Origin of the sequence: Streptomyces sp. NPDC005374 (genome assembly GCF_042872225.1) — a bacterium.
Lineage (GTDB): Bacteria > Actinomycetota > Actinomycetes > Streptomycetales > Streptomycetaceae > Streptomyces.
This window is the reverse complement of record NZ_JBIAKA010000003.1, coordinates 225,496-243,742: the sequence shown is the minus strand read 5'-3', so window position 1 is coordinate 243,742 and position 18,247 is coordinate 225,496. Positions and strand designations below refer to the sequence as shown.

13 protein-coding genes are annotated in these 18,247 nt (G+C 69.4%); 4 read left to right on the top strand and 9 right to left on the bottom strand.

Translation table 11 applies throughout. The annotated features are described in order from the left end of the window. Nucleotides 1-40: 40 nt before the first annotated feature. The 3 genes from acnA to ACFYRX_RS09530 all read right to left on the bottom strand — a co-directional run bounded on the left by acnA (nt 41) and on the right by ACFYRX_RS09530 (nt 4,114). Complete coding sequence (acnA, locus tag ACFYRX_RS09540) at nt 41-2,758, bottom strand: aconitate hydratase AcnA (protein WP_389097773.1); 2,718 nt, start codon at nt 2,756-2,758, stop codon at nt 41-43. 334 nt (nt 2,759-3,092) lie between these two features. After that, a complete protein-coding gene (locus tag ACFYRX_RS09535) occupies nt 3,093-3,530 on the bottom strand; it encodes a PASTA domain-containing protein (protein WP_389097772.1) in 438 nt (145 codons plus the stop codon). A gap of 62 nt (nt 3,531-3,592) precedes the next feature. After that, nucleotides 3,593-4,114 (bottom strand): SigE family RNA polymerase sigma factor, encoded by a 522-nt coding sequence (locus ACFYRX_RS09530; protein ID WP_389097771.1) that lies wholly within the window; start codon nt 4,112-4,114, stop codon nt 3,593-3,595. A gap of 448 nt (nt 4,115-4,562) precedes the next feature. Here ACFYRX_RS09530 and ACFYRX_RS09525 point away from each other — a divergent pair, with 448 nt between their 5' ends. Next, nucleotides 4,563-4,763: a DUF4236 domain-containing protein gene (locus ACFYRX_RS09525; protein ID WP_389097770.1), complete on the top strand. Its 201-nt coding sequence runs from the start codon at nt 4,563-4,565 to the stop codon at nt 4,761-4,763. An 83-nt stretch (nt 4,764-4,846) separates the two neighbouring features. Next, nucleotides 4,847-6,376: a helix-turn-helix domain-containing protein gene (locus ACFYRX_RS09520; protein WP_389097769.1), complete on the top strand. Its 1,530-nt coding sequence runs from the start codon at nt 4,847-4,849 to the stop codon at nt 6,374-6,376. Between the two features lie 118 nt (nt 6,377-6,494). On the opposite strand, the gene ACFYRX_RS09515 is transcribed toward ACFYRX_RS09520, so the two are convergent. The 3 genes from ACFYRX_RS09515 to ACFYRX_RS09505 all read right to left on the bottom strand — a co-directional run bounded on the left by ACFYRX_RS09515 (nt 6,495) and on the right by ACFYRX_RS09505 (nt 9,998). Next, on the bottom strand, nt 6,495-6,761 hold the full coding sequence (locus tag ACFYRX_RS09515; protein ID WP_389097768.1) for a hypothetical protein: 267 nt from the start codon (nt 6,759-6,761) through the stop codon (nt 6,495-6,497). 467 nt (nt 6,762-7,228) lie between these two features. Continuing rightward, entirely contained in the window at nt 7,229-8,341 is a 1,113-nt protein-coding gene (locus ACFYRX_RS09510; RefSeq protein ID WP_389097767.1) for an alkene reductase, read from the bottom strand. Nucleotides 8,342-8,651: 310 nt separating this feature from the next. After that, on the bottom strand, nt 8,652-9,998 hold the full coding sequence (locus ACFYRX_RS09505; RefSeq protein WP_389097766.1) for an aldehyde dehydrogenase family protein: 1,347 nt from the start codon (nt 9,996-9,998) through the stop codon (nt 8,652-8,654). 174 nt (nt 9,999-10,172) lie between these two features. On the opposite strand from ACFYRX_RS09505, the gene ACFYRX_RS09500 reads away from it, so the two are divergent. Continuing rightward, the gene (locus tag ACFYRX_RS09500) at nt 10,173-11,108 is read left to right on the top strand and encodes a helix-turn-helix transcriptional regulator (RefSeq protein WP_389097765.1); all 936 of its coding nucleotides are present in this window, start codon (nt 10,173-10,175) and stop codon (nt 11,106-11,108) included. 210 nt (nt 11,109-11,318) lie between these two features. Here the strand turns inward: ACFYRX_RS09500 and ACFYRX_RS09495 are convergent, their stop codons facing one another. Next, a complete protein-coding gene (locus ACFYRX_RS09495; RefSeq protein ID WP_389097764.1) occupies nt 11,319-12,416 on the bottom strand; it encodes an NmrA family NAD(P)-binding protein in 1,098 nt (365 codons plus the stop codon). A gap of 251 nt (nt 12,417-12,667) precedes the next feature. Between ACFYRX_RS09495 and ACFYRX_RS09490 the strand changes: the two genes are divergently transcribed. Next, a complete protein-coding gene (locus tag ACFYRX_RS09490; RefSeq protein ID WP_389097763.1) occupies nt 12,668-14,566 on the top strand; it encodes a TerD family protein in 1,899 nt (632 codons plus the stop codon). A 46-nt stretch (nt 14,567-14,612) separates the two neighbouring features. On the opposite strand, the gene efeB is transcribed toward ACFYRX_RS09490, so the two are convergent. Both efeB and efeU read right to left on the bottom strand, forming a co-directional pair. Then, nucleotides 14,613-15,887: an iron uptake transporter deferrochelatase/peroxidase subunit gene (gene efeB / locus ACFYRX_RS09485; protein WP_389097762.1), complete on the bottom strand. Its 1,275-nt coding sequence runs from the start codon at nt 15,885-15,887 to the stop codon at nt 14,613-14,615. Nucleotides 15,888-15,973: 86 nt separating this feature from the next. Beyond that, nucleotides 15,974-18,001 (bottom strand): iron uptake transporter permease EfeU, encoded by a 2,028-nt coding sequence (gene efeU, locus ACFYRX_RS09480; RefSeq protein WP_389097761.1) that lies wholly within the window; start codon nt 17,999-18,001, stop codon nt 15,974-15,976. Between the last annotated feature and the right edge of the window lie 246 nt (nt 18,002-18,247).

Here is an 18,247-nt window from a genome sequence, read left to right as displayed (position 1 = left end):
TCTTGGCGGGGAGTGCGGCCCGACTGCCGTACCGGATCGGCTACTTGGCGATCAGGCTGCGCAGCACGTACTGCATGATGCCGCCGTTGCGGTAGTAGTCGGCCTCACCGGGGGTGTCGATGCGGACGACCGCGTCGAACTCGACGCCCGTGTCGGTGGAGACCTTGACCGTGCGCGGCGTGGTGCCGTTGTTGAGCTCCTCGACACCGGTGAAGGAGAAGGTCTCCTCGCCGGTCAGGCCGAGGGACTCGGCGGTGGCGCCCTCCGGGAACTGGAGCGGGAGGACGCCCATGCCGATGAGGTTCGAGCGGTGGATGCGCTCGTAGGACTCGGCGATGACGGCCTTGACGCCGAGGAGCGCGGTGCCCTTGGCGGCCCAGTCGCGGGACGAGCCGGAGCCGTACTCCTTGCCGGCCAGGATGGCCAGCGGGGTGCCCTGCTCGATGTAGTTGCGCGAGGCGTCGTAGATGAACGACACCGGCGCGTCGGGCTGCGTGAAGTCGCGGGTGTAGCCGCCCTCGGTGCCCGGCGCGATCTGGTTGCGCAGGCGGATGTTGGCGAACGTGCCGCGGATCATGACCTCGTGGTTGCCTCGGCGGGAGCCGTAGGAGTTGAAGTCGCGACGCTCCACACCGTGCTCGGTGAGGTACTTGCCGGCCGGGGTGTCGGCCTTGATGGCACCGGCGGGCGAGATGTGGTCCGTGGTCACCGAGTCGCCGAGCTTGGCGAGGACCCGGGCGCCGGTGATGTCGGAGACCGGGGTGGTCTCCATCGTCATGCCCTCGAAGTACGGGGGCTTGCGGACGTACGTCGACTCCGCGTCCCACTCGAAGGTGTTGCCGGTCGGGATCGGCAGCGCCTGCCACTGGGCGTCGCCCGCGAAGACGTCCTGGTAGGACTTGTTGAACATGTCCTCGCCGATGGCGTTCGCCACGACGTCGTTGACCTCGGCCTCGGAGGGCCAGATGTCCTTGAGGTAGACCGGGTTGCCGTCCTGGTCGATGCCCAGGGCGTCCTTGGTGATGTCCACCTTCATGGAACCCGCGAGGGCGTACGCGACGACCAGCGGCGGGGACGCCAGGTAGTTCATCTTGACGTCCGGGTTGATCCGGCCCTCGAAGTTGCGGTTGCCGGAGAGGACCGAAGTCACCGCGAGGTCATGGTCGTTGACGGCCTTGGAGACCTCCTCCTGCAGCGGGCCGGAGTTGCCGATGCAGGTGGTGCAGCCGTAACCGACCAGGTTGAAGCCGACCTTGTCGAGGTAGGGGGTGAGCCCCGCCTTGTCGAAGTAGTCGGTGACGACCTTGGAGCCCGGGGCGAGGGTGGTCTTGACCCACGGCTTGCGGGTCAGGCCCTTCTCCACGGCCTTCTTCGCGACGAGCGCGGCGGCGACCATGACGTACGGGTTCGAGGTGTTGGTGCAGGAGGTGATGGCCGCGACCGTCACCGCGCCGTGGTCGATCTCGTACGTCGAGCCGTCGGGGGCGGTCACGGTGACCGGGTTGGACGGGGCGCCGTTCGGGGCGACGGCCGGCGAGTCGGAGGCCGGGAAGGACTCCTTGCCCGCCTCGTCCACGGCGTCGACGTAGTTGAGGACGTCCGTCTTGAACTGCTCGGCGGCGTTCGCGAGGACGATGCGGTCCTGCGGGCGCTTCGGTCCTGCGATGGAGGGGACGACCGTGGAGAGGTCGAGCTCCAGCTTCTCGGAGAAGTCCGGCTCGGCCTTCGGGTCCAGCCAGAGGCCCTGCTCCTTGGCGTACGCCTCGACGAGCGCGACCTGCTGCGCGTCACGGCCGGTCAGCCGCAGGTACTTCAGGGTCTCGTCGTCGATCGGGAAGATCGCGGCGGTGGAGCCGAACTCCGGCGACATGTTGCCGATGGTGGCGCGGTTCGCGAGGGAGGTGGCGGCGACGCCCTCACCGTAGAACTCGACGAACTTGCCGACGACGCCGTGCTTGCGGAGCATCTCGGTGATGGTCAGCACGAGGTCGGTGGCGGTGGTGCCGGCGGGCAGCTCGCCGGTGAGCTTGAAGCCGACGACGCGCGGGATGAGCATCGAGACCGGCTGGCCGAGCATCGCGGCCTCGGCCTCGATGCCGCCGACGCCCCAGCCCAGCACACCGAGGCCGTTGACCATGGTGGTGTGCGAGTCGGTGCCGACGAGGGTGTCGGGGTACGCCTGGCCACCCCGGACCATGACCGTGCGCGCCAGGTGCTCGATGTTCACCTGGTGGACGATGCCGGTGCCCGGCGGGACGACCTTGAAGTCGTCGAACGCGGTCTGGCCCCAGCGCAGGAACTGGTAGCGCTCGCGGTTGCGGCCGTACTCCAGCTCGACGTTCTGCGCGAACGCGTCGTGGGTGCCGAACTTGTCCGCGATGACGGAGTGGTCGATGACCAGCTCGGCCGGGGAGAGCGGGTTGACCCTCGCCGGGTCGCCGCCGAGCTCCTTGACGGCCTCACGCATGGTGGCGAGGTCCACGACACAGGGCACACCGGTGAAGTCCTGCATGATCACGCGGGCCGGCGTGAACTGGATCTCCTGGCTGGGCTGGGCCTGGGAGTCCCAGCCGCCGAGGGCACGGATGTGGTCGGCGGTGATGTTCGCGCCGTCCTCGGTGCGGAGCAGGTTCTCCAGCAGGACCTTGAGGCTGTAGGGCAGGCGAGCCGAGCCCTCCACCTTGTCCAGCCGGAAGATCTCGTACGACTCGTCGCCCACGCTCAGCGTGCTGCGGGCGTCGAAGCTGTTCGCCGACACGACAGTCTCCTTCATTTTTGTGCGCTTACCACCGCATCCTGCCGCCACGCCGCTTGGCCGATCCGCTAAGGTAAGGCTAAGTTAGGCATGCCTTACTGCCAGGCTCGGCGGAAGCGTGCGACTGCGGTACGCCTCGGCAGATATCTCGATGTCGAGATAACTCTAGTACATGGGCGCTGAATGGTCATGCCCGGGCTCGTCACATCCTGCCCCCACTCGGTCCTCGCCGGCGGATGACGGTTCGGGGGTCCGGTCCGGTCCGGTGCGATGATGCGACGGAGACGCCCGCCCCTGATTGACGCAGGGGCGGGCGTCGTGTCGACTCAGGACCGGGTCAGCCGGCGCAGATGGTGAAGTTGACCGTGTCGCCCACCCCGACGGTCTTCGGGGCATGCGGGGACACACCGATCACCGAGCCCGGCTTGCAGCCCTTGGCGGACTTCTTGGTGACGGTGCCGAGCTTGGTCTGCATCTTCTCCATGTACGACTTGGCCCCGTCCAGGCTCCAGCCCGCGAAGTCGATCGGGATGGTCAGGCCCTGGGGGTGGAGGTACAGCACGGTGGTGGCGTCGTTGCTGGTGGCCGTGGAGGCAGCCGCCGGGGTCGAATTGCCACCGCTGGCGACCGAGGTGGCCAGGGCCGTGCCCCCGCCCGCGGCGATCAGGGCGGCGGCGACGGCGGCGACGCCGATGGTGCGCCTGCGCCGGGTGCGGCGCTGGATCTGGGGCGCGTCGAATTCGGGGGCCTCGGCGGAGTTCGCGAATCGGTTCATGGCGTTCGTCAGTTCCTCTTCGAAAGGTGTGCAGCCGGAAGGCCGTGCATCACCGTAGGAAGTCATCGGATTCCTTCCGTGTGCTGCTGTGGCGAAGGGGCGGAGAGTACGGGGAGCTGACCTCTGAGCTTCTCGATCCCGCGAGCGAGCTGGGAGCGCACCGTGCTGGGCGATATGTCCAGGTCGGCTGCGATCTCGGCGTCGGAGAGGTCGTGGAAGTACCGCAGCACCACGACCGTGCGCATCCGCATGGGCAGTTGCTGCAGGGCGCGCACCAACTGGTCCCGGTTGTCCACCTGTCCGAACTCGTCTCCCGGGGCGGCTTTGTCGGCGCCTTCCGAGTCGGAGATCGTGACCAGGCGGCGGAACCTGCGCCAGCGGTCGTTGGCCAGGTTCACCATGATCCGCCGCACGTAGAGGTCCGGAGCGTCCTTCCCGGCGATGGTGCGCCATTTGCGGCAGGCCCGCTCCAGGGTCTCCTGGACCAGATCCTCCGCGGCCTCACGGTCGCCCGTCAGGACTAAAGCGCCCCGGAACAGCGTGGTCGACCTCGCGGCCACGAAAGCCTGAAAGTCCGTCTCCATACGCTCCTCCCTTCCTGTCACCTGTCCTCGACGCACGGCCCGCCTCATCTGCTGCACGGCCGCACTGAGACCTGGGTCACAGGAGGCGTCCGACGCGCCACCGGGGGACGGGCGGCCCTGGGCCGCGGGCCGGGCTCGCCGGGAGCAGCCAGAAGCCGTCGAGGCACCAACGCCGTGATCCGTCCGCGGGCGGCCTGCCGCCCTCCCCGTCCCGCCCCTGGGGGCTGCGCCCCCAGACCCCCGTCGGCCCGAAGGGCCTCGTCCTCAAACGCCGGACGGGCTGAAAACAGCCGCTCCCCCAACTCCGCTGCGACAGCACGGCCGATGGTTCCCGAGGCACCGGTCACAACTGCCTTCATACGGCCGACCGCTGGCACCCATCAGTTCGCCGTACCGGGGTATTCGAACGAGGCCGAAAGCATCTGACCGACCTCGACGGGAGGCCACCATGCCGCTCACGTTCCGCAAGAGTTTCCGGATTCTGCCCGGGGTGCGACTGAACATCAACCGGCGTTCCTGGTCCATCACGACCGGTGGCGGCAGCCACGGGCCGAAGCACACCCACAGCAGCTCGGGACGTCGTACGACATCGGTTGATCTGCCCGGACCTTTCGGATGGCGCCGGACCCGTACCGCCAAGCGCCACTGACGTTCCCTCCGGTCCGTCCGGGTCCCTCACCCGAACGGACCTCCCGGAATGCGCCATCTCATATCTGAGATAACCTCACGCTCATGGCAGACGACTACCTCGTACGTATCGGCAAGCTCATCCGTGACGCCCGGCAGCACCGGGGCTGGACACAGTCGCAGCTCGCCGAGGCGCTCGGCACCAGTCAGAGCGCCGTCAACCGCATCGAGCGCGGCAACCAGAACATCAGCCTTGAGATGATCGCCCGCATCGGTGAAGCACTGGACAGCGAAATCGTCTCGCTGGGCTACGCGGGCCCGATGCATCTGCGTGTGGTCGGCGGTCGTCGGCTGTCCGGTGCGATCGACGTCAAGACGAGCAAGAACGCGTGCGTGGCCCTGCTCTGCGCCTCGCTCCTGAACAAGGGGCGCACGGTGCTGCGCAGGGTCGCGCGCATCGAGGAGGTCTACCGCCTTCTGGAGGTGCTGAGTTCCATCGGCGTCCGCACCCGGTGGATCAACGACGGCGTCGACCTGGAGCTGGTCCCGCCGGCCGAGCTGAACATGGACGCCATCGACGCCGAGGCCGCCGTACGCACGCGCTCGATCATCATGTTCCTCGGTCCGCTGCTGCACCGCATGGACGGCTTCAAGCTGCCCTACGCCGGCGGCTGCGACCTCGGCACCCGGACCATCGAGCCGCACATGATCGCGCTGCGCCGGTTCGGTCTGGACGTGGCGGCGACCGAGGGCCAGTACCACGCCCGGGTCGACCGGAACGTCCGTCCCGGGCGGCCGATCGTGTTGACCGAGCGCGGCGACACCGTGACGGAGAACGCGCTGCTCGCCGCCGCCCGCCACGACGGCGTCACCGTCATCCGCAACGCCTCCTCCAACTACATGGTCCAGGACCTGTGTTTCTTCCTGGAGGCGCTCGGCGTACGGGTCGAGGGCATCGGCACCACGACCCTGACCGTGCACGGCGTGCCCCACATCGACGTGGACGTGGACTACTTCCCCTCCGAGGACCCGGTCGAGGCGATGAGCCTGCTGGCGGCCGCCGTGGTGACGGAGTCGGAGCTGACGGTGCGCCGGGTGCCGATCGAGTTCCTGGAGATCGAGCTCGCGGTCCTGGAGGAGATGGGGCTCGACCACGACCGTACGCCGGAGTACTTCGCGGACAACGGCCGTACCCGGCTGGTGGATCTGACCGTGCGCCCCTCCAAGCTGGAGGCGCCGATCGACAAGATCCACCCGATGCCGTTCCCCGGCCTGAACATCGACAACGTCCCCTTCTTCGCGGCCATCGCGGCGGTCGCGCAGGGCCAGACCCTCATCCACGACTGGGTCTACGACAACCGCGCGATCTACCTGACGGACCTGAACCGGTTGGGCGGACGCCTCCAACTCCTCGACCCGCACCGGGTGTTGGTCGAGGGCCCGACCCGCTGGCGCGCCGCCGAGATGATGTGCCCGCCGGCCCTGCGCCCCGCCGTGGTGGTCCTGCTGGCGATGATGGCGGCCGACGGCACGTCGGTGCTGCGCAACGTCTACGTCATCAACCGCGGTTACGAGGACCTGGCCGAACGCCTCAACTCGGTGGGGGCGCAGATCGAGATCTTCCGGGACATCTGACACGACGATGCCGCCGCACCCCGTCTGACCTGCTACTTACGGGTCAGGGAGGGGTGCGGCGGCATCTCTGGGACGGAACTGCCCGCAAGCAGCCCTGGCGCACCTGTCGGGTCGAACGTCAGCCGGCGGGTTCGATGCGCAGGACGGCGGCCGCGTCGAGGATGTCGACAACCTTCAGGCTCATGGCGTTGTTGATGGTCGCGGCGGGTCCCTCGCTGCAGCTGAACCCGACACCGCCGCCGCCCGCCGACGACACGCCGCCGCCCCCGGAACAGCCCGAGACGCTGTAGCCCGAACCTGTCAGGGCAGCGACCATGTCGACCTTGCCATCGGCGATCGCCGTCACCTTGATCGGCCCGAGGCCGTACCGTGCCGGCACAGTCACGGTGTCTCCCACGGCGACCTTGATGTCGCACGTCCCGTCAGCACACGGCCCGGTCGCCGAGGGCGAGGGCGCGGCCGTCCGTGTGGGCTCGGATGCCGCCCTGGATCCGGCCCTGCCGGGCTGGTCCTCGGCGGAAGATCCGTCCGAGGAATCCGAGGAACACGACGTGAGAACGGCGAACACGCCGGCGACAACAACGGCTACGGCGGCGGACGATGACGTTCTTGTACGCATCATGAGGGCCATTGAACCCTCGCCACCCGCTGCCCGGGCAGGTGCACCCAAGACGTCCACGGGACGTTCGCCACCGCGTGAGGAATCCCTTACGCCGCGGTGGCCACGCACGGGAGCGATGTGCTCGATCGCCGATGTGACCGCGGGCTCGAAGGGGCGGGCACGGTGTCACCGGTCGGGCGCCTGTCCTTGGGTGGGTGGGGCTGCCGCATGGACAAGCGTGACCGTGGGCCTCATGCCCTTTCGAGGAAGGGGTAGTCGGTGTAACCCTCGGCGCCCGGACCGTAGAACAGTTCGGGCCGCGGCTCGTTCTCCGGGTGGCCACCCTGCCAGCGCTCGACGAGGTCGGGGTTGGCGATGAGGGCCCGGCCCACGACCACGGCGTCCGCGTGGTCGGCCTCGATCTGCTGGAGCGCCTGCTCGCGGGTGGTCTGCCCCCCGAAGGGGCCGTTGTTCACGATCAGCTTGCCGTCGAAGCGCCGCCGCAGCTCCTGTACAAGGTCGCCGCCCGGCTCCACGTGCAGGACGGAGAGGTAGGCCAGGCCCAGCGGGCGCAGTTGGTCGAGCAGGGTGCCGTAGGTGGCCAGGACGTCGTCCCGGTCGGTCTCGAAGACGTCCCCGAGGTCGACCTCGGGCGAGATCCGCAGTCCGACCCGCTCGGCGCCGACGGCCTGGGCGACCGCCGTGACGACCTCGACGACGAAGCGGGCGCGGTTCTGCGGCGAGCCGCCGTATCCATCGGTGCGCTGGTTGGCCGCCGGGGAGAGGAACTCCTGGAGCAGGTAGCCGTTGGCGCCGTGGATCTCCACGCCGTCCGCTCCCGCCTCGACGGCCCGGCGGGCCGCGGTGACGAAGTCCTCCAGGGCTGCCCGGATCTCTGCGGTGGTCATCGCCTCCGGTACGGGGTAGGGCTGCTCACCCTTCTCGGTGAACGTCTTGTTGTCGATGGCGATCGCGCTGGGGGCGAGGATGCGGCGGCCGCCGTTGATGTCGGGGTGGGTGCCGCGGCCGGCGTGCATGATCTGCAGGACGATGCGGCCGCCCTCGGCGTGCACCGCCTCGAACACCCGCTGCCAGCCGGCCGCCTGCTCGTCGGTGGCGATGCCCGGCTCACCGACATACCCCTGCGACGCGTGGTCGGGGTAGGTGCCCTCGGTGACGATCATTCCGACGCTCGCCCGCTGCCGGTAGTACTCGACCATCAGGTCCCCGGGGGTGCCGGAGGAACCGGCCCGGACCCGGGTCATCGGTGCCATGACGACGCGGTTGGCGAGCTCGATCTTCCCGAAGGAGACGGGGGAGAAAAGCGACGGAACGGGCGAAATTTCTGAAGTGTTGACAGTCATGGGTTTCTTTCTTTCTGCAATACGGAGGGAAACGGGATGAAGGGCTGCGGCGCAGGAGGTCCACGCTGTGTTGGCGGCGAACACGGTGAGAGCCGCATGCCGTCGGCGTCGACGCCGGTCAAGCGCAACTGCCCGCCGGAGTACGGGCGTTCGCTCCTTGCCCGCGAAGAGGACCGATACGCGGCTCCACCTGGCCCCCCAGTGCGGCGGTGGCGGGAACTGCGATCTCAGCGATCCTCGTTCTCACCTGCTTGAGGTACTTCCGCCAGCCGATCGCCCATCGGGCAGCGTGCTTCACGAGAGCGCGAGGCTAGCTGAGCGGTACGTCCGCGACACCCTTGAGGTGGCTGAACGTCTCCAGGGAATACCGACCGTGGTACCGGCCCGTGCCGCTTTCGCCGACGCCGCCGAAAGGCAGGCCGGGCATGAGCAGTTGCATCACCGGCTGGCCCCAGGCGATCCCGCCGGAGGACGTCTCGTTCACGAGGCGCGACTTGGTGGCCTCGGACGTGGTGAAGGCGTAGAGCGCGAGGGGCTTGTCGCGTTCGTTGATGAAGGCGAGGGCGGCATCGAGGTCTTCGACTTCCACGACGGGGAGGATCGGACCGAAGATCTCCTCCCGCATGACCGGCGATGCGGGGTCGACGTCGGTGAGCACGGTCGGTGCGATGAACAGGTCGTCGCGGTCGTGCCGGCCACCCACCGCCGCCCGGCCGGAGTCCAGCAGGCGCGTGAGCCGGTCGAAGTGCCGCTCGTTGATGATCCGGCCGAAGCCTGCCGAGGTCTGGGGGCTGGTGCCGAACTGGGCTTCGACCGCCGTGCGCAGGGCGGGAACCAGTGCGGCGGCGGTGGCAGGATCGGCCAGAACGTAGTCGGGGGCTATGCACTGCTGCCCCGCGTTGCCGAACTTGGCGCCGACCAGCCGCTTCGCGGTCTCGTCCACGTCGGCGTCAGGGGCCACGAAGACCGGTGACTTGCCTCCGAGTTCGAGCGTGACGGGAGTGAGGTGCTTGGCGGCTGCGGCCATGACGATCCGGCCGACCGTGCCGTTGCCGGTGTAGAAGATGTGGTCGAAACGCTGTGCCAGGAGGGCCGTGGTCTCCTCGGCTCCCCCTTCGACGACGGTGAGCACGTCGGCGTCGAAGTACTGCCGCAGGAGGCGTGAAGCCACGGCCGATGTGTGCACCGAGATCTCGCTCGGCTTGGCCACCACGGTGTTCCCGGCGGCCAGGGCGCCGATGATGGGGTCGATGAGAAGGTGCAGCGGGAAATTCCACGGAGCGATCACGAGAACGACACCGAGAGGGTCGTACGTGGTGTAGGCCGTGGTCGTGGGGCCGAAGTGGGCAGGAACCTCCACCGGGCGAGGCCGAAGCCAGCTCTCGAGGTTCGCCAGCGTCTCGTCGATGTCGGCGACGGTGAAGTCGATCTCCTGCGTCTTCGCCTCGGCGGGGTTCTTCCTCAGATCCGCCCAGAGCGCTTCGAGCAGCTCCTGCTCGTTGTCGACCAGCAGCGCCCGCAGCCGCCGAAGCTGGTCGACGCGCCAGTCCAGTGGGCGGGTGACGCCGGTGTTGAACGTCGCACGAAGGCGGCCGACCACCTCCACGGCCGTTTCGCTCTGGTGCGTCCTCGACTCGGTCCCCTGGGTTGCGGTCATGGGGGGTGCTCCGTTCCTGATGCAAGCCACGCCCCGGCTGCCTTCCAGCCGGGCACAGACTCCAGCGTGCTCGACGATCCGGTATTCACCCAGGTCACAGCCTTGTGTACCTCCGCTGTGCCTACCACTGGCTTGGGCAGGCTGGTGTGTGTCCGACCGTGGATACTCGAAGGCATGGACGAACACCCCGAACCGGTGCACCAGCCCGCCGACGGCGCTCTGGACCCGCGTGCCGAGCTCAGCGAGTTCCTGCGCACCCGGCGGGCCCGGCTGAAGCCGGAGGACGTGGGCCTGCCGGACTTCGGGCGGCACCGGCGGGTGCCGGGGCTGCGCCGCGAGGAGCTGGCGCAGCTGGCCGGGGTGTCGGTGGGGTACTACACGCGCCTGGAGCAGGGCAACGGGCAGCACATGTCGGCGGAGGTCCTCGACGCCATCGCCCGCGCGCTCGGGCTGAGCGACGCGGAGCACGCCCACCTCACCCACCTGGCCAAGCCGAAACAGCACAAGAAGAAGCCGGCCGGCCGCACCCAGCAGGTGCGGGGCCCCCTGCGGACCCTGCTGGACACGATGGAAGGCGGCCCGGCGATCCTCGTGGGGCGGCGCTCGGACATCCTCGCCTGGAACCGGATGGCCGCGGCGGTCTTCGGCGACTGGGCCGAACTGCCCGCACACGAGCGGAACTGGGCGCGGCTGGTGTTCCTCAAGCCCGAGTACCGCGACCTGTTCGTGGACTGGGAGCACAAAGCGAACGACGTCGTCTCTCAACTGCGCATGGACGCCGGCTCCCATCCCAACGACCCCCGGCTGTCCGCGCTGGTGGGCGAACTCTCCGTGAAGAGCGAGGAGTTCCGGCGCCTGTGGGCCGCCCACGACGTCAAGGACAAGTGCCGCGGCATCCAGCGCCTGCACCACCCGCTCGTCGGCGAACTCGAGCTGCGCCTCGAGTCGTTCCACCTGGCCGACGACCACGAACAGACACTGGCGACGTACCACGCCGAACCCGGTTCCCCGTCCGCGGAGGCACTACGGTTGCTGGCCAGCTGGGGCACCGACGCGACAACGGCGGGAGCCGGGATGCCGCCGACACGCACGGGCTCGATGAACAGTTGATCATCGGTGGTCGGCTGCGCTCCACGCCCAGCGTGAGCGGAAGAGCGTCGGTGTACGAATTCACCGGGTTGGCGATCTTCTTCACGCACCGGGCGTCGAGAGCGGATGCGGAGTTCGTGCCGAGGGTCCGCCGGGATCCCAGGTGCCCGTGACGGCCACCCAGGCCTTGGCGGAGGGGCCGGGGTGCCGGGAAGACATTGCCCGCCCGACCTACAACTTGCCCGTCCGGAAATCCGCGCTGCTCTTGAGGACCGCGGATTCCATGGTCCAGTTCTCCGCCTGGACCCGCTCCCAGAGGCTTCCCTTGCCGAGTTCGCGCCCCAACTGGTCCTCCCGGCGGAACCATTCCTCAGCGCTCCTGATCCTGTTGGGATGGATCTCGTCGAGCAGGGCGTAGTCCCTGGTGATGATTCCGTGCTTCCACACGTTCCAGAAGCCCGTGAAATTGTCGCGGAAGCTCATGGTGCTCTTGTCGTGGGGGTCGGCGTTGTATCCGGCAGGGTGATCAGCGATCCCCTGCAGGTCCGGATGGGCCCAATATGTTTCCAGATCCGTGTCGATGTACCGCGCCGGATGTCCGGTGACCTTCTCGAACGCCGCGGCCAGATCGGCGTAGGTCATGTGCTCGATGGCGACTTCCAGATCCATGCCGTTGGCCCGCTCCGGGTTGTCGAAGAGCCAGCGGACGTAGAAGCCGCAGTCCTCGAGAGCCACGTGCGGAACAGCCCCCTCGCCGAGCGGGACGCGCCAGGTGACGACGCCGTCCTCGACACTGGGCGTCATGGGGGTCAGCGGCGAGATCGCCATCTCGATGTAGGGGCCCGACGTGAAGACCGCCGCTCCCATCCGGTCCTTGTTGCCTTCGTTCTGGAAGAGCACCCATTCGGCCATGCGGCCCTTGCCGTCATAGTGGCCGGTGCGGAACCTGGAGTCGTAGCCCGACTTCTTGAGGGCGTAGTCGAGATTTCCGTAGACGAAGAACTTGATGCCCTCTTCGATCGCGATCTCGTAACTGCGGAAAGCCCAGTAGGTCTCGGTCTTCTCGCCGGTGTTGAATCCGTCGATGTTGACGAACGCCCCGTCGCAGCCGCGGAATCCTTCTCGCAGTACGTCCTCGTCGGCGAACGAACCTTCGACGACGGAGACGTTGCCGAGCGCGAGGAGAGCCTGGGCGCGGGGGGAGGTGGCATCCCGGGTGAGGACGCGGACGGAGTACTTCTTGTCGGCGACGAGAGCGCGGACGATGGGCATCCCCTGAGCCCCCGTACCGCCGATGACGAAGATGGTGGTGGTGGCATGAGAAGACATCGTCGCTGACTCCCTGGGTTGTGTACGGACGCGACCATCGGGCGAGGGGCGGGCACGTTCCGACCGGACTTCCGCACCTGCGGAAACCGATCGGTTTTTCCGTATGGTACACCGATCGGTTTCCAGATCACAAGCGGCCGGGCCGGATCCTCATGTCGCCGAAGGCGGGCCCGGCCGAGTTCGCCGTCCGCAACAGGGCACAACGGCATGCAGGTTGAAGGAGGGCCACATATCGGATCATCCTTGTCGCCATGAGTCCTGCCTCAGCCTTCTCCGACCTGCCCGCCACGGGTGACTACGCCCGCGACTGGGCCCTGGTCGATGTGGAGACCTCCGGGCTCATCGCCCGGCGGGACCGGGTGCTGTCCGTCGCAGTGGTGACGATCGGACCGGACGGCGAGCAGACCGGGGAGTTCTCGACGCTGCTGGACCCGGGATGTGATCCGGGTCCGGTGGAGGTGCACGGGCTGACCGCCGAGCGGCTGCGAGGTGCGCCGACCTTCGACCAGGTCGCCGGGCGGATCGGCGCGATGCTCCAGGACCGGGTCCTGGTCGCCCACAACGCACAGTTCGACTACGACTTCCTGGCCCACGAGTTCGCCCGCGCGCGGATGTGGCTGCCGGTGTCCCAACGGCTCTGCACGCTGGCTTTGAACCGCCAGGTGGATCCGCCGACGGGCGACATGAAGCTGGGCACGCTGGCCGCCCACTACGGCGTACCGCAGCAGCGCGCGCACGATGCGCTCGACGACACCCGGGTGCTTGCCGGGATCCTGCGGGCTTCGCTGCGCGAGGCGGCGCGACTCGATCTGCCGTTACCCCTGGTGAGCTGTCCGCCGCGGGCGGAATCGCAGTTCACGCCGAAGCCGCCCAAGACGCCGTGCGGCTACCGCAATCCGGGGCGGATGGCTCCCGGCGGGCCGCTGCTGCAGGGGATGAAGATCGCGGTGACCGGTGAGACCGCGCACGCACGGGCGGAGCTGATCGGGCGGGCTGTCGCCGCCGGGCTGAACATGATGACCTCCGTGAGTCGGCACACCAGCGTGCTCGTCACCAACGAGCCCGCGTCCCGGTCCGCGAAGGCCCGGCGCGCGGCCGCCGAGGGTGTACCGGTCATCGACGAGCACACCTTTCTGAGGCTGCTGGCCGACGTGCGAGGTGGGACGGCGCACGAGGCGATGGCCGCTTCCGCCGTGATCACGCAGGCGAAGGCGCCGGCCATGGCAGCAGTACAGGCCGCCACCGAACCCCTGTCCACCACCGTGCCTGTCCTGTCCTCGTCCTCCCCCGGCGCAACCGTTCCCGCTCCACGCCGATCCGGCGACTCGGGCGGCACCTCGGCCAAGCCGCTGACGAGCCGACGAGTGCTGGTGGTCGGCGGTGTTCACGCCGATGCCGCTGCCGCTCGTACCCGCGTCGTCGAACTGGGCGGATCCGCAGCGGTCAACCTGTCCGCCAGTGTCACCGACGTCGTCCTCCTCGCCGACGGCGACAAGGACCGCCGCATGCACCGCATCACCGCCCTCGAACTGCCCGTGCACGACGCGGACTGGCTCAGTTCGCCGACCGTCACCGCCACCGCCCCGGGCACGGCGGCCGTCCGGCCGAAGGAGCCGCACGTGCTGCCCAGGGGCGGCGTCATCGACCTGCCCGTGCCACCCGGCACGCCCGCCCCCGGGTGGTACGTCACCGCCTGCTGGGCTCCGCGGTCCGACTGCGAGATCGACGTCGTGGCCTTCATCCTCGACGAGGACGAACAGGTCACCTTCGACGAGGACTTCATCTTCTACGGCGCGCCGGAAAGCCCCGCCGGCACCGTACGACTCCTCACCGGCGGTCCCGCCGAACAGAGCATCGCCCTCGATCTCGCGGCCCTGCCGCCCGCGACCCGCAAGGTCGTCGTCGCCGCGGCCATCGACGGTCCGGCCACCTTCGGCACGGTCGGCGCGATCCAGATCGGTGCGGCTCCCGGCACCAGCGGATCGCCCCTCGCCCGGGCCACTCTGGACGCCGCGACAACCGAACGCACCATGCTCCTCGCGGAGATCTACCGCAGAGGTCCGCTCTGGCGCCTGCGCGCCGTCGGTCAGGGCTACGACCACGGCCTCGATGCCCTCGCACGCGGTTACGGGGTCGATGTCGCCGACTGAGCGAGGGTGCCGGCCGGCACGTTGCGCGGCTGTGCCGGGCGGCAGCTCACGCGCTCGTGAGCAGGCCTCGGCCCAGCCAGTCGGCGGAGTCACGGACGCCGGGCAGGGCGAAGAAGTAGCCGCCGCCGGTCGGGGAGATGTAGTCGACGAGGGGTTCGTCGATCAGACGGGTCTGCGTGGCCTCGAACTGGCGCCGTACGTCCTGCTGGTAGCAGCAGAAGGCCAGGCCCATGTCGAGGTTGCCGACCTGGTCGATGCCCCGGTCGTAGTTGTAACCCCGCCGCAGGATGCGGGAGTTGTCGGTCGTGGTGGTGCGCGGGTTGGCGAGGCGGATGTGGGCGTCGAGGGGGATCGCGGTGCCGTGCGGGTCCTTGGCGTACTGCGGGATGTCGGTCTCCCTGGCCCCGTCGAGCGGGGCGCCGGTGTCCTTGCGGCGGCCGAACATCAGCTCCTGCTCGCTCAGGGAGACCCGGTCCCAGAACTCGACGAGCATGCGGATGACCCGGATGACCTGGTAGCTGCCGCCGTGTGCCCAGGCCGGCTCGCCCTGCGCGTCGCCCACCCAGACGAGCCGGCTCATCTCACGGGCCGACGCCACGTCCGGGTTGGCGATGCCGTCCTTGAAGCCGAGGAGGTTGCGCTGGGCACCGGTCGGGCGCGGGCCGTTCTGGAAGCCGTCGATGCGCCACTTGATCTGCATCGCGCCCCGGGTGTGCTTGGCGATGTCGCGCAGCGCGTGCAGCACCACGTCCTGGCGGGCGGCGCAGATCTGCAGGGACAGGTCACCGTGGCACTCGGCCGGGTTCAGGTTGTCGTTCGGGAAGGTGCGCATGGGCGTGAGTTGTCGCGGTTTCGCCTTCGCGAGCCCATAGCGGTCGTCGAACAGCGAGGCTCCGATGCCCACGGTGACGGTGAGCGCGTCGGCGGGGACGTCCGGGCCGAGGATGCCGTTGTCGGAGGGCGGGGCGCCGACACCGAGGTCGCCGGGGGTGCCGCCGGTGGTGAGGAAGCGGGCCCGGGCGGTGATCGTCCGTAGCAGCTCGGCCAGTTGGGCCCGGTCGTCGGCGATGACGTCGAAGGAGACGAAGGTGGCCGCGGCCGGCGCCGGGGTGAGGATGCCTGCCTGGTGGGTGCCGTGGAAGGGGACCTTCGCCGTGTCGGTGGCGTCCGCGGCCTGCGCCTGGGCCGTGCCGCCGCTCTCGGCGAGGGCGAAGGCACCGCCCGCCAGGGCCGCTCCGGCGGCGCCCGCGCCCAGGGCCCTCTTCACGAAGGAGCGGCGGCCGGCGCCGGCGGGGCAGCCGTGTGCTTCGGTGGACGGCATGGGGTGGTTCCCTTCCGGGCGCTCGTGGTCTTCGTTCTGCAGGCGCCCGTGGTCTTCGATTTGCAGGCGCCCGTGGTCTTCGTTCGTCACGCCGACTTCCTGATCTCGAGCAGGTCCGGTACGGGTGCGAGGTCTTCCAGGAGCTGTCCGGTGGCGCCGTTCAGCCGGGCCCGGGCGGTCGCGTCCAGACGGTCGACCGGGGTCCAGCGGCCACCGTGGTGCGCGGAGTCGAGGAGCTTCTGCAGCCGGGCGATGTCGGCGTCGACGGTGGGCAGCAGATGCGGGGCGCGGCTGGTCAGCAACGGCCGCAGTACGGTGAGCAGTTCGCGGGTGCCGGTGAGGTTGGCGTCGGCAGTGGCCAGTTCGGTGCCGCTGCCCTGGTCCGCGTCACCGGTCAGTTCGAACTGGAACGTGTTCTCCAGGATCTCGTGGGCGCGCAGCGGCAGGTCGCCGGGGTCGAAGTCCTGGGTGGGGAACGCCTTGCGCAGTCCCGCGGTGTCGGTTGCGAGCTGTCGGGCGGGCGCGGTCAGCTCCTTCGCGGACTGGCCGTGCCACAGCCCGTACTCGATCCGGTGGAAGCCCGTGAAGTCCTTGTCGTGCACACCGCCCGGGAGCCCGTCGGGCCTGCCGTTGATCTTCTGGTCGTAGTCCTGGAAGGTGCCGTAGGCGGCGCCGAGCGAGGCGTAGGTGCGGTGTGCGGTCAGCCAGTCCGTGCGGGCCGCGCCCAGCCGGCCGCCGGCGATGTCGTCGCCGAGCCGCCGGGTCTGGGTGACGAGGGTGGCCAGGCCCCGTTCGACGTATGTCTTGTACGACGTGAGCGGCGCCGCGAGATCGGCGGCGGAGACCGGCACGACCGCCGTGCTCGCGCCGCCGGTGCCGGCGACCCGGACCGCGCGGGAGGTGACCGCCTTGCCGCTGCTCGGGACGCAGCGCCACGCGTACGTGCCGCCGCCGACGGTCGCCACCAGGGCTCGGGTGGTGCCGGGGGCGAGGCCCTCGACCTCGCCGTAGACCGCGCCGGTGGCCGGGGCGACGAGGTAGACCTCGGAGGTCTTGTCGCCGGTGTTGTGCATCTGGAACGTCTGCCGTCCGGGCTTCGGCGCGGTGAAGCCCTTGCCGCAGTCCGTCTCCGACACGGTGACGGTCTGTGCTGCGGCAGGCGGGGAGTCGCCGAGGGTGACGGCGAGTCCCGCCAGGACCGCGGGCCCGGCGACCAGTGCGACGGGCACCACCCAGGGCGGCCGACGGCGGCCGGGAGCCAGGGGCCTCGCCCGCTGCGCCTTCGCGGCGGGCTCGGCTGTCCGGGGCGCGGCGCCGCGCAGGAAGAGGGTCAGCACCACGGCGAGATAGCCGACGTATCCGACCACCTGCAGCCAGGTCATCGTCGGCGTCAGGTTGAACACGCCCTGCACGAGGGTGCTGTACCAGGAGCCCGCGTCGATGCTGCCGCCGAGATCGACGGCGTACGACGTCCCGCCGGGCAGTACTCCGCCCTCCTGCAGGTCGCGCAGGCCGTACCCGAGCACGCCTGCCGCGATCACGATGAGGACGGCGCCGGTGGCGGTGAAGAACTTCGTCAGGTTGATGTGCAGGACTCGGCGGTACAGGCCCCAGCACAGCCCCGCGGCGAGGACCAGGCCGACGCCGGCGCCGGTCAGCGGTCCGGCGGACTCGCCCGCCGCGCGGGCCGTCGTCCACAGGAACAGGGCGGTCTCCAGGCCCTCGCGGCCCACCGCCAGGAACGACGTGGCGATCAGCATGCCCGCGCCCATGCCCAGCGCTCCGGTGATCTTCTCCCGGATCTCGCCGGAGAGGGTGCGCGCCGAACGGCGCATCCAGAACACCATCGCGGTGACGAACCCGACCGCGACCACGCTCAGTGCGCCGCCGAACGCCTCCTGGGCGGTGGCGGACAGGGACGCGGCGGTGAAGGTCAGCACCGCACCGAAACTCAGGGCGAGCGATATCGCGGCCAGGACGCCCGTCCACACCTGCGGCAGTCGGGAGCGGGCCCCGGCCCGCACCAGGGTGGCAACAAGGACGGAGACGATGAGCCCGGCCTCGAGACCCTCCCGCAGCCCGATCAGGAAGCTCGGAAACGCGTCGTCCCACATGTGCTGCGGCCTCCCAGCCTGCTCTGCCGTACCGGGCCGCCGTCGCCACTGGTTAGCGAAGGCACGCCTTACTTACGCCGACCATCATGAGTGCATGTCTGCAGCCATCCGGTCATGCATCGGCACTTATCCGGTCATGAGCGCGCAAGGGAGCGGCAAAGATCGCTGCGCAAAGGGGCCGACGCGGTGTGCGGGCAGCGCGCGCGTCCTCACAGACCCCCGGGATCGCCGGCTTCCCGCCCGCCT

What these genes read in the sequence shown, in the direction of transcription:
- ACFYRX_RS09535 (WP_389097772.1), bottom strand. Translation starts at nt 3,530, where the DNA reads ATGAACCGATTCGCGAACTCCGCCGAGGCCCCCGAATTCGACGCGCCC.
- ACFYRX_RS09530 (WP_389097771.1), bottom strand. Translation starts at nt 4,114, where the DNA reads ATGGAGACGGACTTTCAGGCTTTCGTGGCCGCGAGGTCGACCACGCTG.
- ACFYRX_RS09525 (WP_389097770.1), top strand. Translation starts at nt 4,563, where the DNA reads ATGCCGCTCACGTTCCGCAAGAGTTTCCGGATTCTGCCCGGGGTGCGA.
- ACFYRX_RS09520 (WP_389097769.1), top strand. Translation starts at nt 4,847, where the DNA reads ATGGCAGACGACTACCTCGTACGTATCGGCAAGCTCATCCGTGACGCC.
- ACFYRX_RS09510 (WP_389097767.1), bottom strand. Translation starts at nt 8,341, where the DNA reads ATGACTGTCAACACTTCAGAAATTTCGCCCGTTCCGTCGCTTTTCTCC.
- ACFYRX_RS09505 (WP_389097766.1), bottom strand. Translation starts at nt 9,998, where the DNA reads ATGACCGCAACCCAGGGGACCGAGTCGAGGACGCACCAGAGCGAAACG.
- ACFYRX_RS09500 (WP_389097765.1), top strand. Translation starts at nt 10,173, where the DNA reads ATGGACGAACACCCCGAACCGGTGCACCAGCCCGCCGACGGCGCTCTG.
- ACFYRX_RS09495 (WP_389097764.1), bottom strand. Translation starts at nt 12,416, where the DNA reads ATGTCTTCTCATGCCACCACCACCATCTTCGTCATCGGCGGTACGGGG.
- ACFYRX_RS09490 (WP_389097763.1), top strand. Translation starts at nt 12,668, where the DNA reads ATGAGTCCTGCCTCAGCCTTCTCCGACCTGCCCGCCACGGGTGACTAC.
- efeB (WP_389097762.1), bottom strand. Translation starts at nt 15,887, where the DNA reads ATGCCGTCCACCGAAGCACACGGCTGCCCCGCCGGCGCCGGCCGCCGC.
- efeU (WP_389097761.1), bottom strand. Translation starts at nt 18,001, where the DNA reads ATGTGGGACGACGCGTTTCCGAGCTTCCTGATCGGGCTGCGGGAGGGT.